Here is a 14,026-nt window from a genome sequence, read left to right as displayed (position 1 = left end):
CTCCCGGCTAAAAAGAGGCAGGTTATGCGTCGCAGCGGCTTTCGTCAATGGCGTAAAGGCTTTCCCGCATGGGAATGATCTCTCCTTCCCATCCACCCTCGTATTTGCGTCCGGTCAGCAGCAGTTCACCGCTATCGGCGCGTACGATGAGCTGACCGTGTTCATCCCATAGGGCACTTCCGCCGGCAAAATTAGATTTCAGCACGGCGATGGCGTATTTGTGTGCCAGCCGTTGCAGCTGCTGAACTGATTGCTGTTGCTGAAACTCCCGGGTGCAGGTGCCTGCAGCAAGCAGGGAAGCCAGCGGATCCAGTTCGTTGTCTTCGGCCTCTGGGGCAAGAATACTGATGTGGCGCGCCTGCGGCGTCTGGCAGGTGCCCTGACACAGCATGAGAGGGGCGGTATTTCCGGGGACAAACACGACCACGCCTTTATGCCGTTCACCGTTTTGTTCCACCGGGAGGCCGGCGACAATCGTTATGCCGTGGCGAGAGGCGGCATAGCTCAATGGCTCAAGCAGTTCTCTGTCGGGCGGAGGGGGAAGGGGCGACGAGGTATCCGGGCCAGTCAGCGACAGCTCCGGAAAGACGATAAGCTGGCAGGTGAGTTTTGCTGCCGCTTCGATAAACCGTAAATGATGGGCAATATTTTCCGCAACGTTCCTGTTGCAGGCCGTGTACTGTGCAGCGGCAATAGTCCATGCAGGCATAGTGGCTTCCTTAACACTTTCCTGACTCAGCGTCCGTGAGTCGCACTTAAGAATTTTCCATTGAAGTGTAGCAGGGTAAATGTAAGGAAGTGTAACTCTCAGTAAGGCTTATTTGGCTTTGGGCTCGTACGGCAGGCGAGAGAGGTTGACCGACGCCAGACGATGGGCAATCAGGCGCTCGCGAAACCAGTCGCGCAGATGGGCAGGCTGTTCACGCTCAACCACTTCGGCGACGATCGGCATATTGTAGCGCTCTTTAAAAGCGACCCCGGCGGCGGCCAAATCAACATTCACTTTGTCCATTTCGTCCTGGGGGATTTTTGCCAGATTGGTGTGCATCATGGTCTCCTTCTGTTATCGCGGCTGAAAGTACTAAGCGTGTCGGGAAAAAGCAAGTACGACGGCGTGGAATCTCGACGTAAACATCATACAGCGTTATCCTTTGGGACAGATAAATAACAAAAGGGAATGAAGAGAATGAACCTGACCGCTTTCCGTGCCTTGTGCGCCGGTGTGCTACTGACCTGCCTTTTCTCCACGGCTGCCGCATTCGCTCACGCACATCTCAAACAGCAATCTCCTGCTGCTAATGCGCAGGTGACAACGGTCCCACAGGCGCTGACGCTCAGCTTCTCCGAAGGGATTGAAGTGAAATTCAGCGGCATCACCGTCACCGGCCCGCAGCAGGCCAAAGTCCCATTAGGGGCCGTGAAGCTCAACGAGAAAGACAGTAAGGAGCTGATTGTCCCGGTAGAGCAATCTCTGAAGCCGGGTGATTACACCGTCGACTGGCATGTGGTGTCCGTCGACGGGCATAAAACCCAAGGCCAGTATCACTTCAGCGTGAAATAGCGTGCTGGCGTCTGCGTATGTCGGGCTACGAGGCCTGCATTTTATCGCCGTGATGCTGGCGTTTGGTGTCGTGATGTACGGTGCCTGGTGGGCCATGCCGTCATTACGTCGCCTCATTATGCAGCGTTTCAGCATGGTTCTCCGCTGGGCTCTGCTGGTGAATGCCGTTTCTGTCACGCTGATACTGATGGTGCAGGGCGGCCTGATGGGTAACGGCTGGCGTGATGTGGTGCGCCCGGATATCTGGCTGGCGGTGCTGGAGACGCGTTTTGGCAGCGTCTGGCTGTGGCAAATTCTGCTGACGTGGGTTGCGTTGCTGGTGGCGTTGATTCGGCCTGCGAAACTGGCTCCGTTGCTGCTTATCCTTTGCGTCGCTCAGTTTTTACTGATGGCGGGCACAGGACATGCCGCGATGCATGATGGTATTGTCGGCGCGTTGCAGCGCACCAATCATGCGCTGCATCTGCTCTGCGCCGGGGCCTGGTTTGGTGGGCTGCTGCCGTTCCTGTACTGCCTGCGATTGACTCGGGGGCACTGGCGAGCGTCGGCAATACACACCATGATGCGCTATTCGCGCTACGGCCATGTGGCTGTCGCGGGCGTCGTGCTGAGCGGGATTGCCAACGCCTTGCTGATTCAGGGGCAGCTTATCGCCGATACCGCTTATGGACGGCTGCTGTTGGTGAAATGTGCGTTAGTGGCGCTGATGGTGGTAATCGCGCTAGCGAACAGGTATGTTCTGGTGCCGCGCCTGAAGGCCGATGGGGCGCACATGCAGGCGCTGTTTTTGCGCACCACTCAGGCTGAAATGATCTTAGGGGCTCTGGTATTAGCGGTGGTTAGTCTGTTTGCAACCTGGGAACCGTTTTGAAAAAAGTGGCTTTATTATGAAAAAACTCGTTCTTTCTATGCTGTTATTGGCAACTTCTGGAGCTGCTCTCGCGGCACCTCAGATTATCACCGTCAGCCGCTTTGAAATCGGCAAAGCGAAATGGGCGTTCAATCGTGAGGAAGTCATGCTGACCTGCCGCCCAGGCAACGCGCTGTATGCCATTAACCCGAGTACGCTGGTGCAGTATCCGCTGAATACCGTTGCCGAGCAGGAAGTGAAAGCAGGTAAAACCACGGCTCAGCCCATTTCGGTGATTCAGAATGACGATCCGGCAAAACCGGGTCAAAAGATGAGCTTGGCACCGTTTATCGCCCGCGCAGAGAAGCTCTGCTGACCGAAGCGCTAACCGTTTGACTGGCAATAAAAAACCGCAACGTTTTCAGCTGAAAACCTGCGGTTTTTGTGTTTTGTGACGCTTTGCTCACGGTTTTTTTCTGACCACTTTCGTCGCGGACTGGAAAACCTGGCATGGTCATCTATTCTTAAAGGGCAAGGCGACTTTAGCCTGCATTAATGCCAACTTTTAGCGCACGGCTCTCTCCCAGGAGCCATTTCCCTGGACCGAATACAGGAATCGTATTCGGTCTCTTTTTATCAGCTATGCTGCGGCTGATAGCACCAACCTCAACAATTTACCACACCACTGAGATCGGCCTGACTGTTGTTATATCACATCAAAACTGCTCTTAACATTTTTTTTACACCAAAAAATCAGATCAGCACGAATTGTCTCCGGGATTTGTTATGAGCCATCGTGTCATTTTCTAAGGTGTATGAGCGAAAAATTTTAGGCAGGCGTTCTCCATCGGTCGCTTTGCAGATCCGCCCTATCCAGGATCTAATTTGTCACAAACTTCCGAACTCTCACTGTTAACCTTTGCCCTGATTTACTATTTTATGGAATATGGGGGTTATAGCCCTACGGTACCTATGCTTAAATTTGGCAAGTATTGACCTCTCTTGCATTAAAATATCCCATATTTCTTGCTTAGCCTTATCGATGCTTGTATCACCTTTTGAGGTGTTTATTGTTGATTTTATTGCATCATTCGATAAATCTACAGGGTGCGGAATAACTGAACTAACATCAATGAGTGACAAATCCTCAAATAAGCTCCATTTATCTGCTGTCATCCACACGGGATATAAAGCAGAAAGTAAAGATTTAGCACCGGATTTATTAATAATATAACTATGTGCTGTGGTTGCATGCTGGGTTTTGTGAAGACAATGGTTTACAGTAATGTTTTTTAATGGTTTTTTATAGTGTTTATTAACTCTGCTAAGTAAAATAACGGTTGGACTATTTTCGGGAAGAGTTATTTTTCTTATTACTTCACTAAAGCCATCAAGGAGGATTACGTCATCCTCAAGGATTAAGGCTGAGTCAATATTTTCATCAATCATTTTTTTATAAATCTTTTGGTGACTTAATGCACATCCAATCTCACCGGGTAAGAATGCATAATTTATTTTTTTTGTCTTATCGGCTAACTCTTCAGTTGACATGGCTTTACCGTTAACAGCCTCTATAAATTCGTGATCAATTGACAGGGCGTTAAGCTGGCCTTCTATTTTTAATCGTCTGTCTACTGAGCTTTTTAAATTAATAATAAATGTTTTCATTTTTATCTTTCTTTCATGTTGCGCATCAGTTTTGCGCATTTTTCAGGTACACGATTCAATTCATTCTCTTTCACGTCAGCTGAACCGCCATAAAAATAGAATGTGCGGAGACATTATACAGGAAAACTGCACTGTGGGTGTGGATGGACGCTCTGTTGGTAGTAGCTGCGGGTAAAAATCAGTCGCTGTGGGACCGGCAAAAAAATCCCCTTCACTTCGCAGGGTAAAGAGGACAAAGCTTGCAATGAATATTATATCGGATTCACGTTGGCGATTTTAGAGGGGTATGCAGTGCCGCCAGTGCCTGGTCTGAACATCTCTCATCAAGGGGATGGATTCAGACTGACTGGAAACGAGCCGTTTTTTTGCGTCACGTTTCGCTATGCATAATAGAGATTGCCGCTGAAGGCTTCAAACATCAATTTGTTTATTTTTGAACAGGTTTCTCAGTGATTATTCGGGTGTGACGATGTCGGGATAGATCAGCGTTTCAAGGTAGCTTACCAGCACCCAGATTTGATCGCTGAAGATAAACCAGATGCCGACGATCAGAATCACCAGGATCAGTAGTATGAGGAAGATTTCAGTTTTGCTCATAGCCTGGAGGCACCGCCAGCGGGGAATCGGAATGTTATCAGCAAGATGATAGCGGATCACCACGGGGCACGGCAAACGCGGAGCACTAAGCTTGTGCCTGATTACAGGTACAAGCTCATTTTATGGGGGTCAGGCCAGTGGAAAAAGTGTCTTAAACTGTATGGCCATTTCATCAAGTAGAGCAAAGCGGCGGCGGTATTCTGCACGCTTTTTGCTCGCAATATCTTCAATGGCCTTTCGTTCCTGCTGAAGCGGCAGCTGCCAGCGGAATTCGCTGGTTTTGACGCCTTCGATGGAGGCCCAGAACTCGTCATAGCTGGCATGGAAATGCTGGCCTTTGCTGAAGCGATAGCGCAGGGCGCGGAAAACATGCCCGTTATCACTCACGCCGGTGATGCGGACAATGTCACATTCAGCGGCCAACAGGCCAAAGAATTCAACCAGAATGCGTTTCGGGAATAAGCCATAGCAGGCGCGAGTTGCGGATTTTATAACCTCATGTGAAACGGAGCGGCGTGGGCCCTGCAGCCCGCCGACGATCAATTCCCACCCTTCTGAATCGCGCCTGATGCAGAAAGTGGTGCTGGCGAGCACGGTATTATCTTCGCTACAGAACCAGAGCGTGCTTTCACCTTCACGCTCAGCTTTGCACGCGCAGGAAGCGTACAGCGTGAATTTTGCTTCATCTTTACCCGTAAATGTCAGTAAGGGCGTCGGGTCTATGGCGGTCAGGGCAGCGGCAAGCGTTGGGCTTTTCAGTGAATCAATAAACTGATAGTGACCCACAATGGCTTCTGCGCGCTGCGTGGAAGAGAGACCGCGAGTGAGATATTGGCGATGTGTTTTACTCGGCAAAGTCACCTGAGCATTCAGCAGGCGCATAAAATCGGGACGCTGCCCGAGGCTGTCGAGCATGAGCCGGGTCGAACGATAATAAATCAGCGTGCGCAGCAAAAATTTAAGACGGTAATCTGCTTTTTTCCAGATAGGTGCCGGAGCAAGGTTGCCCTTGATCAACTCGGAAATAATGTGGGCCTGTGGCGCTGATGATAACAGGGAGTGCAGGGAGTTGTCGGTCACGATATTAACCTCATTTTGTTTCAGAGGCTATTTTAGCGGCAACAATGGCTGGCTCTAACGCATCCGCAGGTTTTATTCCCGGCGTGTTTAGCCTTTATTTAAGTTTACGGAAAAAGCCCTGAGCGTATTCAGCGTTCTATACTTTGTAGAAGGGGGAAATATGTATCAGCGCGTGGAAGGTAATACGTGGCAACATATCTGGCTAACAGGCGATCTGCATGGCTGTTTTGCTTTGCTGATGTCTGCGCTAAAGGCCCGACAGTTCAACCCTTATAAGGATTTACTCATTTCCGTTGGCGACCTGATCGACCGCGGACCGGACAGCCTGAAATGTCTTGAACTCCTTGAGGAGAAATGGGTGCTGGCAATTCGCGGCAATCACGAACAGATGGCGATGGATGCGCTGACGCATCAGCAGCTATCGCTGTGGGAGCTTAACGGCGGGGAATGGTTTGAGCGCTGTTCGCCGTCTGAACGTGCCGCCGCCCGGCGGCTGTTGCAGGCCTGCGAAGCGCTGCCTTTCATCATTGAGGTGGTCACTGACGCCGCGACGCACGTGATTGCCCATGCGGATTACCCGGCGGCACACTACCGCTGGCAGCAGACCGTTGACTGGCATCGGGTGCTTTGGGACAGACAGCGCCTGAGCGATCATCTTGCGGGTCAGCATCATCCCATTGATGGGGCCGATCATTTTTGGTTTGGCCACACGCCGCTCAGGCACCGTTACGATGTGTTGAATCAACACTATATCGATACCGGCGCCGTCTTTGGCGGCAAGCTGACGCTGGTGCAGCTTCAGTAATTACAGATCGCTGTACGCCTGTGCAGGTTGCCAGAATCCATCAATAAAATCCTCTATCGGAAAGCAGCCACCATGGCGAATACGCTGGTCGTACATGGCCCGAACGCATTGAGGTTCGGTGTTATAGACGTCGACAACGATATCTTCACAGCCGCCATCGAGGTAACAAATAAACAATACCAGAGCGAACATGACTTCCCCACACCTGAAGAGCGAACTTTAAGTGTAAGAGAGATAAGCGAAACGGGAAATAATTAACCCGCCTGCAGGCGGGTTACATTGGCATCAGGCTAAGCGCATGACCCAGGCGTCGGACTGACGATCGTAATGCTGACGGTAGAGGACGGAGTGCTCGCCGTCGAGAATGGCTGGCACGCTGGTTTCGGCATCCCATGCATCAAGCTGCATGCACAAATCAGGATCGGATTTACAGGGAATACTTAACGTTCGCTCGCCCTGTTGGTCGCCATGCAGTTCGGCGTCATCAATTTCAAATGCGCCGATTCGTACGCTGGTTTTAGTCATAATGCTCTCCGGTTGTCTGCTCTGTTGTGGTACGACCAGTTAAGCCGCCCATTTTTCAGCGTAGACAACGACGAGCATTTTGCCAGTCAGAACGTGCTTATTTTTATTCCCCGCTACGCCTTGCCAGCAAAGAGTTTACCGTCACGGACCAGTTCACGCGGGTAGCTGTTTTTTAGCCGCGAGCCGACTTTTTTTGCCAGCCCCAGCGGATGTCCCTGAAAGGTCACGATAACATCGTCGCGGGACGGTGGGTTTTCTGGCCAGACGTCGCGGCCACGATACCACTCTTCCGCTTCGGCAAGCGTTAACTCAAAGCGTGAACTTTTTTCACCCGCCAGCGCGATAACCGCTTCATGCTGCCAACGATAGCCTTTGTTAAAGGTTTCTGCGAGGCGCATGCCGATGCGTGAAAAACGCACTTTACCAATCAGCGGTTCGATTTCAGCCGGGAACAGCCAGATCTCTTTATCACGCTGCCACAGGTGCAGGTTTTCATTCCATTCCAGACCCACGGCGGCAGCGGCCTGGATAACGGCTGAAGCCTCACGGCCTTTCATTGGGATGAACGGGAATTTGCCAACCTTATAGCCCGGGGCAGGCAGTGCTTCTATGGCGGCTGTTTTACGTAAACGAGCCACGAAAAAACCTTCGCAGTCGTAAATTTGCGGGAACACATGCAGGAAACCTTCCGGCGTCAGCGCCAGTTCAGCCCCGCTGAAAAGCGCATTGAGCGGTGTGACTTCCACCGCCTGTGGATAGCGTGCCAGCAGCCAGGCCAGCACGTCTTCGTTCTCTTCCCGGTTGAGCGTACAGGTAGAATAAACCAGCGTTCCTCCGGTTTTCAGCACATGAAAAGCGCTGTCGATCAGCTCCCGCTGAGTGCCGGCTATCTCGCTGTTGCTTTCGGGTGACCAGTTTTTCAGCGCGTCCGGATCCTTACGTACCACGCCCTCACCGGAGCAGGGCGCATCCAGCAGTATTGCATCAAAACTTTCTGGCAGGGCTGCGCCAAATACGCGACCGTCGAAGTGGGTGAGGGCGACGTTACCGATCCCGCAGCGGCTGATATTAGCGTGAAGAACTTTGACGCGGCTGGCGGAAAATTCATTGGCAAGGATCGCACCCCGGTTCCTCATTCGTGCGGCAATTTGCGTTGTTTTGGAACCCGGTGCGGCTGCCACGTCCATCACGCGCTGCGGCTGATTGTCGTCGGCGAAAAGCGCCGTTACCGGCAGCATGGAGCTGGCTTCCTGAATATAAAACAGCCCGCTCAGGTGCTCGGCTGTGCTGCCAAGCGGGAGAGAATCTTCGTCATCGCGTTCGATCCAGAATCCTTCTTCGCACCACGGCACTGGCGTCAGCTGCCAGCCATAAGGCGCGACCAGCTGCAGGAATTCCGCAACGGAAATTTTAAGCGTATTCACGCGAATGCTGCGACGCAGAGGACGCTGACAGGCAGCGATAAAGTCGTCGAAGGAGAGGTGAGACGGCATTGCTGCACGCATCACCTCGAGAAAGGAGTCAGGGAGATAAGCCACGAAACGCACCAGATTCAGAAACGGTCGCGCAGTTTACCACAGCGACGCCAGCTTCTTACAGCCAGCGTCGCTGAGGGTTATCGCGGCAGGGCCGTGCCCCAGTCGCGCCACTCTTTCGGTTCAGAATCCTGTAACAGGAAATGCTTGTTATCCTGCGCCTTCGGCGCGAGCGGCGTGCCCGGAGGCGTCGCGAAGGCAATACCGCCGCGAATGAACTGGTTAAATGTCCCGGTTTTCACTACGCCGCCGATGATGCCGAAATCGAGGTTGTAGCCTGAAGCCAGCCAGAAGACCGAATTATTACGCACCAGATGCTGATAGCGCTGGCTGATACGCAGCGCAACCATCACGCGGTCGGAGAGAGAACCCAGCTGCAGCCCGGTGACGGTACCGACCTCAATGCCGCGGAACAGCACCGGTGTACCGATGCTGAGCGATCCGGCTTCCGGCGCTTCGACGATGATGCTCAGGCCGTCGAGGTAGCGGGAATCGGTAATCGTGGCTTCCTGTAATTCAAAATCACGGCGTGGGTTGCCACCACGACCCGGTTCGACGTTGATATACGGTTGCAAAATGGTGTCCAGGTGTTCCACGCCTGCGGCTGAAATCTGCGGGGTGACGACCGAGAAACGGGTCCCGCCCCGGGCAAAGGTGTTGACGTATTCCGGATAGAGCACGGCTTTTGCCTGAACTTCGTTGCGGGCAGTGATCAGCTCCAGCGTCTGGATCTGACCAATATCAATGCCCAGATAACGAATTGGCATGCCTGCCGACAGCTTCCCGGCGTCAAAAGCATGTAGCGTGATTTGCCCGCCCACGGCGCGCGCAGCCGTCTCGGAAGAGTAGAGAATGCGTTTGTCGCCTTTACGCGCCCCGGCCCCGGCACCGCTCAGATTATCAAAGCTAATCGCCCCGCGCAGCGCCCGGGAGAGCGGGGAGGCCTGTACCGTTAACCCACTGCCGTTGAGCTGCACTTTCGCGCCGCCCTCAGCCCAGAACACGCTGTTTGGCGTCAGCAGCTGGCGATACTCCGGTTTAATATGCAGATCGATATCAAACGCATTTGCGCGTGGACGCACGGTGATTACTTCACCTACTTCAAACTTGCGATACAGCACCACGGAACCCGCCTGTACGTCCGGGAGCGTGTCCGCCGTCAGCGTCAGCGTCGTTGTGGGCAAATCTCCGAGGCTGTTTTCCAGCGCTTTCTCCAGATTGGCATACAGCGGGTATTCCTGCTTCATCGGGCCTTTCTCACCGGGCAGAATGCGGATCCCACCGCTCAGCCACTCGGTGGCGCTGGCTCCGAGGAATTCAACGCCGTCGAGGCCCACTTTGACGTCAACACGGCTGTTCACCACGAACTTCGTATCACCGTGAACGAGGTCACGGTATTGTGGGTCGATAGCAACAGAAAACGACACGCCTTTGCCCGTCAGCGTTCTCTCCAGTACCTGACCAATCTTAATACCGTGGAGGATAATCGGCTGGCCCGCATCGATGCCGTAGGAGTCCGGAGCATTCAGCGTCAGCGTGGCAACGCCGGGCTCCTGCAGCAGGGTTTTGTCGGCAGGGACGACGACGAAACGATCGCGCGGCTCGCCTTCACCAGGTACCAGCTCAAAGGTGCTCCCGGTCAGCAGGGAACTGAGATTGGTGTTATCGAGCGAGAGCTTAGGATTGCGCAGTTCGATGCGGGTTTTCTCGCGCAGCAAATTGACGACGCTCGGGTCAACCGTCATCTCTCCGCTTACGGCGCCGCCTGGATTGAGATCCAGTTTGGTAAGCTGACCGACTTCCAGACCCTGATACATCAGCGCCGTTGAGCCTGCTTTCAGGCCGTTGCCATCTGGCAGAGCCAGTTTGACGATGACGCCGCGCTGGCTGTGTGCCAGGTCTTCGTACAGGCCAAATTCGTCGTTCTGGGTCGCCACTGCCGAGTTGTCCGGCGAATCGAAGGCAATTGCGCCGTTAACCAGCGCGGCAAGGCTCTCAAGCTGAACTTTGGCGCCGCTCAGTCCGACATCCGCTTTGATTCCCGATACGTTCCAGAAGCGGCTGCCTTTTTTCACCAGGTTGGTGAAACGCCTGTCGATGAGAATATCAATGGTCACCCCCTGCTTATTGGCGTTAATGGCGTAATCGTAGACGCGCCCAACAGGAATTTTGCGGAAGTAGACCAGCGACCCGCTGTTGAGTGAGCCTAAATCCGGAGCGTGAAGGTGGATCATCAGCTCGCCGTTGTTCAGGCGATATTTCGGCTGTGTATCCAGCGCGGTGAAATGATCTTTGGCTTCACCTTTACCTGGCATCATGCCGATGTAGTTGCCGCCGACCAGCGCATCAAGGCCAGAAACCCCGGCCAGAGAGGCCTTCGGCGTAACGAGCCAGAACTGCGTTTCTTCGCGCAGTGCGTCTTTCATGTCGCCTTTAATGCTGGCCTTGACCTCAATATGGTTGAGATCTTTGGCAAGATTAATGGATTCCACCGTGCCCACTTCCACGCCCTGGTAGCGTACGGGCGTACGCCCAGGGACGATGCCGTCCGCCGAGATGAAGTCGATGGTAATGGTGGTGCCGCGATCTTCAAAGCTGCTCCAGATAAGCCAGCCGGCTATCAGCAATGCGATGACCGGCAGGAGCCAGAAAGGAGAGATACGGCGTTTGGTTTTAATTCTCGCTTCAGTCGGTGAAGCGGGCGTTTCCTGACTCATGTGCATCCCAAAGTAAGCGGCTGTCCAGCCATTCAACAGCAAGAATAGTCAATATTACCGCAGCGCCGAAATAAAACGCAGCGGGTCCCATAGTAAAAGCCAGCAGCTGGTCGCGGTTGATAAGCGACGTCATCAGCGAAATCACGAACAGATCCAGCATCGACCAGCGGCCGATCCAGGTCACGAAACGCAGCAACAGAATGCGGGTTCTGAGGCCCTGTTCACACTTAAAGTGAATGGATACCAGCAGCGTCAGCAGCACCAGCACTTTCGTAAACGGCACCAACATACTGGCGATAAATACAACGGCCGCCACCGGAATATTACTGTTACCAAGCGACATAATGCCGGAAAGAATGGTGTCTTCCTGACGAGCGCCGTTGACATAAATAATCGAGATAGGCAGCAGGTTTGCCGGGAACAGGAAGATCAGCGAGGCAATCAGCGCCGCCCAGCATTTTTGCAGGCTGTAAGGGCGACGGTGGCGCAGCGGCACGTGACAACGGCGGCAGCGACCGCGTGAATCAGAGAAGCCAGTGTGATGGCAGCCGAGACACACCTGCAGGCCTGGATCGGGCCGCTGGGCCGGGCGCTGTGGGTAGAAACGGTCCCAGAGTTGTTCCACGTTCAGATGAATCAGCGTCAGGATGCTCAGCAGCACGAGGGAGACAAAGGCGATCAGACCCACGCCAGGCTGAAGAAAGGCGTAGTCCTGCACCTTTATTGATGCCACGCCGACGCCAACCAGATAGATGTCGAGCATGACCCACTCTTTAAGCCTCTCCAGCATCAGCAATACCGGGCGAAGATTCATGCCAAGAATATTTCCGAGCCACAGCCAGGCGATGGCAACCACCAGAACCAGCGGTGCAGCCACGCTGCAAAAAAGCACCATCGCTGCGGGGATGGGATCGCCCTGATCGGTCATCTGCCAGATACCCTGCAGCAGATTAGCGTCAATGCGAATGCCGAGCAGGTGCAGACGTAGCAGCGGCTCACTCCAGGCAAAGGGCATCAGCAGCATCATCGTAATTGCCATGGCGGCCAGACGCGTTAATGACCAGTCGCGCCCGTCGCGAATTTTTGCGTCACAGCGAGGACAATAAGCGCTCTGGGAGGCCTTTACCACGGGCAAGCTGAACAGAATGTCGCACTGCGGGCAGCGATGGTACTCCGCGGGTGATAACGGACTACCTATCGCATGAATACTGATTTTTTTGCCAGGCGTTATTTGAGAAGCTCGTAGTGCCATTTATTCGCTTTAGAAATGAATGTATAACTCTATCTTAACCTATGAACCGATACATCTTGAGCCCGAACGCATTTAATGTTTATTTTAAGAGGTTATGCGTCGGCGATGACCGGCTTCGAAGTAAGACAATAAGCGATTGAATAATGAACAAATCAGAGTTTTACGCGGACCTTAACCGCGATTTTCAGGCATTAATGGCAGGTGAAACCAGTTTTTTAGCCACACTCTCCAACACCAGTGCGCTGCTTTTTGAACGGCTGGCAGACGTTAACTGGGCCGGCTTTTATCTCCTTGAAGGTGACACTTTGGTACTGGCACCGTTCCAGGGAAAAATCGCCTGCGTTCGTATTCCTGTCGGGCGCGGGGTTTGTGGCACTGCCGTGTCGCAAAATCGGGTGCAGCGCGTGGAAGATGTTCACGCCTTTGATGGTCATATTGCCTGTGATGCGGCCAGCAATTCAGAAATTGTCTTCCCGCTGACCGTGAATGGCCAAATCATCGGCGTGCTGGATATCGACAGCCCCGAGCATGCCCGCTTCACGCCTGAAGATGAGCAGGGTCTGCAAACGCTGGTCAGCCAGCTTGAGCAGCTGCTTGCGGGTACCGATTATCACAAATTCTTTCAGCCTGTCGCAGGATAATCAACGGATAACGTAGCAATTACCGATGGCGTCATTATAATGACGCCTGTTCATGCCTGCGGTATGTTGGCTACGTCCGTTGTAATCAGGAAATTTCATGGAAAATCAACCTAAGTTGAATAGCAGTAAAGAAGTTATCGCATTTCTGGCCGAACGATTCCCTCAGTGTTTTAGCGCTGAAGGCGAGGCGCGCCCGCTGAAGATTGGTATTTTTCAGGATCTGGTGACGCGCGTTGAGGGGGAAATGAACCTCAGCAAAACCCAGCTTCGTTCCGCCTTACGTCTTTATACTTCCAGCTGGCGCTATCTGTACGGTATTAAAGCGGGCGCGACCCGTGTCGATCTCGACGGTAATCCGTGCGGCGAGCTGGACGAACAGCATGTGACCCATGCACGCCAGCAGCTTGAAGAAGCGAAGGCTCGCGTTCAGGCACAGCGTGCAGAACAGCTGGCTAAAAAACGCGAAGCTGCCATTGCGGCAGGCGAGCCGGTAGATGCACCACGTCGTGAGCGTAAACCACGTCCATCTGCACCTCGTAAAGAAAACGCGAAGCCGCGTAACACGGCTAAACCAGCAGCGGCAAAAGCATCACGTCCAGTACGTGAAGAGCGTCTGACGCCGGTTTCAAACATTTCCGAGCTGAACGTTGGCCAGTCTCTGAAGGTGAAAGCGGGCAACAACGCAATGGATGCCACTGTACTGGAAATCACCAAAGATGGCGTTCGTGTACAGCTGACTTCTGGTCTGTCAATGATTGTACGCGCGGAACATCTGGTGTTCTGAAACGGAGGCCG

At 53.3% G+C, this 14,026-nt stretch carries 16 protein-coding genes; 6 read left to right on the top strand and 10 right to left on the bottom strand.

Annotated features, from left to right (window positions below):
- Nucleotides 1-22 precede the first annotated feature (22 nt).
- Together AB1287_RS18320 and AB1287_RS18315 are read right to left on the bottom strand one after the other, a co-directional pair.
- On the bottom strand, nucleotides 23-709 hold the full coding sequence (locus AB1287_RS18320) for a nitrilase-related carbon-nitrogen hydrolase (protein WP_435618698.1): 687 nt from the start codon (nucleotides 707-709) through the stop codon (nucleotides 23-25).
- 108 nt (nucleotides 710-817) lie between these two features.
- A complete protein-coding gene (locus AB1287_RS18315) occupies nucleotides 818-1,048 on the bottom strand; it encodes a DNA polymerase III subunit theta (protein WP_312625987.1) in 231 nt (76 codons plus the stop codon).
- Between the two features lie 138 nt (nucleotides 1,049-1,186).
- On the opposite strand from AB1287_RS18315, the gene yobA reads away from it, so the two are divergent.
- The 3 genes from yobA to AB1287_RS18300 are packed head-to-tail and all read left to right on the top strand — an operon-like array spanning nucleotide 1,187 to nucleotide 2,787.
- Nucleotides 1,187-1,561, top strand: coding sequence for a CopC domain-containing protein YobA (yobA, locus tag AB1287_RS18310; protein WP_435618697.1), 375 nt, complete (start codon nucleotides 1,187-1,189; stop codon nucleotides 1,559-1,561).
- A 1-nt stretch (nucleotide 1,562) separates the two neighbouring features.
- Complete coding sequence (copD, locus tag AB1287_RS18305; protein WP_435618696.1) at nucleotides 1,563-2,432, top strand: copper homeostasis membrane protein CopD; 870 nt, start codon at nucleotides 1,563-1,565, stop codon at nucleotides 2,430-2,432.
- A gap of 16 nt (nucleotides 2,433-2,448) precedes the next feature.
- Complete coding sequence (locus AB1287_RS18300; RefSeq protein ID WP_435618695.1) at nucleotides 2,449-2,787, top strand: YebY family protein; 339 nt, start codon at nucleotides 2,449-2,451, stop codon at nucleotides 2,785-2,787.
- A gap of 536 nt (nucleotides 2,788-3,323) precedes the next feature.
- On the opposite strand, the gene AB1287_RS18295 is transcribed toward AB1287_RS18300, so the two are convergent.
- From AB1287_RS18295 to AB1287_RS18285, 3 genes are all read right to left on the bottom strand, one after another.
- The gene (locus AB1287_RS18295; protein ID WP_435618694.1) at nucleotides 3,324-4,079 is read right to left on the bottom strand and encodes a glycosyltransferase family 25 protein; all 756 of its coding nucleotides are present in this window, start codon (nucleotides 4,077-4,079) and stop codon (nucleotides 3,324-3,326) included.
- Nucleotides 4,080-4,532: 453 nt separating this feature from the next.
- A complete protein-coding gene (locus AB1287_RS18290; RefSeq protein ID WP_312625956.1) occupies nucleotides 4,533-4,676 on the bottom strand; it encodes an Ecr family regulatory small membrane protein in 144 nt (47 codons plus the stop codon).
- A gap of 129 nt (nucleotides 4,677-4,805) precedes the next feature.
- Nucleotides 4,806-5,756: a VirK/YbjX family protein gene (locus AB1287_RS18285; protein WP_435618693.1), complete on the bottom strand. Its 951-nt coding sequence runs from the start codon at nucleotides 5,754-5,756 to the stop codon at nucleotides 4,806-4,808.
- 160 nt (nucleotides 5,757-5,916) lie between these two features.
- Between AB1287_RS18285 and pphA the strand changes: the two genes are divergently transcribed.
- Entirely contained in the window at nucleotides 5,917-6,561 is a 645-nt protein-coding gene (gene pphA, locus AB1287_RS18280; protein WP_435618692.1) for a protein-serine/threonine phosphatase, read from the top strand.
- Here pphA and AB1287_RS18275 read toward each other — a convergent pair whose 3' ends face one another.
- The 5 genes from AB1287_RS18275 to yebS form a co-directional block, all read right to left on the bottom strand.
- Nucleotides 6,562-6,753 carry a YebW family protein gene (locus tag AB1287_RS18275; protein ID WP_435618691.1) on the bottom strand — a complete coding sequence of 64 codons (192 nt, stop codon included), beginning with the start codon at nucleotides 6,751-6,753 and terminating at the stop codon, nucleotides 6,562-6,564. It abuts the gene before it with no gap.
- Nucleotides 6,754-6,846: 93 nt separating this feature from the next.
- On the bottom strand, nucleotides 6,847-7,086 hold the full coding sequence (locus AB1287_RS18270) for a YebV family protein (protein WP_312625952.1): 240 nt from the start codon (nucleotides 7,084-7,086) through the stop codon (nucleotides 6,847-6,849).
- A 113-nt stretch (nucleotides 7,087-7,199) separates the two neighbouring features.
- Entirely contained in the window at nucleotides 7,200-8,624 is a 1,425-nt protein-coding gene (gene rsmF / locus AB1287_RS18265; protein WP_436799851.1) for a 16S rRNA (cytosine(1407)-C(5))-methyltransferase RsmF, read from the bottom strand.
- 77 nt (nucleotides 8,625-8,701) lie between these two features.
- The gene (locus tag AB1287_RS18260) at nucleotides 8,702-11,338 is read right to left on the bottom strand and encodes an MlaD family protein (RefSeq protein ID WP_435618690.1); all 2,637 of its coding nucleotides are present in this window, start codon (nucleotides 11,336-11,338) and stop codon (nucleotides 8,702-8,704) included.
- The gene (yebS, locus tag AB1287_RS18255; protein ID WP_435618689.1) at nucleotides 11,307-12,590 is read right to left on the bottom strand and encodes a membrane integrity lipid transport subunit YebS; all 1,284 of its coding nucleotides are present in this window, start codon (nucleotides 12,588-12,590) and stop codon (nucleotides 11,307-11,309) included. The genes AB1287_RS18260 and yebS overlap by 32 nt, the downstream gene beginning before the upstream one ends.
- A gap of 143 nt (nucleotides 12,591-12,733) precedes the next feature.
- Between yebS and AB1287_RS18250 the strand changes: the two genes are divergently transcribed.
- Nucleotides 12,734-13,231, top strand: a complete 498-nt coding sequence (locus AB1287_RS18250) for a GAF domain-containing protein (RefSeq protein WP_435618688.1) — start codon at nucleotides 12,734-12,736, stop codon at nucleotides 13,229-13,231.
- Between the two features lie 97 nt (nucleotides 13,232-13,328).
- A complete protein-coding gene (gene proQ / locus AB1287_RS18245; RefSeq protein WP_312625948.1) occupies nucleotides 13,329-14,015 on the top strand; it encodes an RNA chaperone ProQ in 687 nt (228 codons plus the stop codon).
- Nucleotides 14,016-14,026 lie beyond the last annotated feature (11 nt).

This window comes from Scandinavium sp. UTDF21-P1B (assembly GCF_040750395.1).
GTDB lineage: Bacteria > Pseudomonadota > Gammaproteobacteria > Enterobacterales > Enterobacteriaceae > Scandinavium.
Note: the sequence above shows the minus strand (reverse complement) of the source record. Positions and strands in the feature narration are given on the sequence as shown.

Bases quoted from the DNA above. Each gene is read 5' to 3' on its own strand.
- AB1287_RS18320 (WP_435618698.1), bottom strand. From the start codon at position 709: ATGCCTGCATGGACTATTGCCGCTGCACAGTACACGGCCTGCAACAGG.
- AB1287_RS18315 (WP_312625987.1), bottom strand. From the start codon at position 1,048: ATGCACACCAATCTGGCAAAAATCCCCCAGGACGAAATGGACAAAGTG.
- yobA (WP_435618697.1), top strand. From the start codon at position 1,187: ATGAACCTGACCGCTTTCCGTGCCTTGTGCGCCGGTGTGCTACTGACC.
- AB1287_RS18300 (WP_435618695.1), top strand. From the start codon at position 2,449: ATGAAAAAACTCGTTCTTTCTATGCTGTTATTGGCAACTTCTGGAGCT.
- AB1287_RS18295 (WP_435618694.1), bottom strand. From the start codon at position 4,079: ATGAAAACATTTATTATTAATTTAAAAAGCTCAGTAGACAGACGATTA.
- AB1287_RS18290 (WP_312625956.1), bottom strand. From the start codon at position 4,676: ATGAGCAAAACTGAAATCTTCCTCATACTACTGATCCTGGTGATTCTG.
- pphA (WP_435618692.1), top strand. From the start codon at position 5,917: ATGTATCAGCGCGTGGAAGGTAATACGTGGCAACATATCTGGCTAACA.
- AB1287_RS18275 (WP_435618691.1), bottom strand. From the start codon at position 6,753: ATGTTCGCTCTGGTATTGTTTATTTGTTACCTCGATGGCGGCTGTGAA.
- AB1287_RS18270 (WP_312625952.1), bottom strand. From the start codon at position 7,086: ATGACTAAAACCAGCGTACGAATCGGCGCATTTGAAATTGATGACGCC.
- AB1287_RS18260 (WP_435618690.1), bottom strand. From the start codon at position 11,338: ATGAGTCAGGAAACGCCCGCTTCACCGACTGAAGCGAGAATTAAAACC.
- yebS (WP_435618689.1), bottom strand. From the start codon at position 12,590: ATGGCACTACGAGCTTCTCAAATAACGCCTGGCAAAAAAATCAGTATT.
- AB1287_RS18250 (WP_435618688.1), top strand. From the start codon at position 12,734: ATGAACAAATCAGAGTTTTACGCGGACCTTAACCGCGATTTTCAGGCA.
- proQ (WP_312625948.1), top strand. From the start codon at position 13,329: ATGGAAAATCAACCTAAGTTGAATAGCAGTAAAGAAGTTATCGCATTT.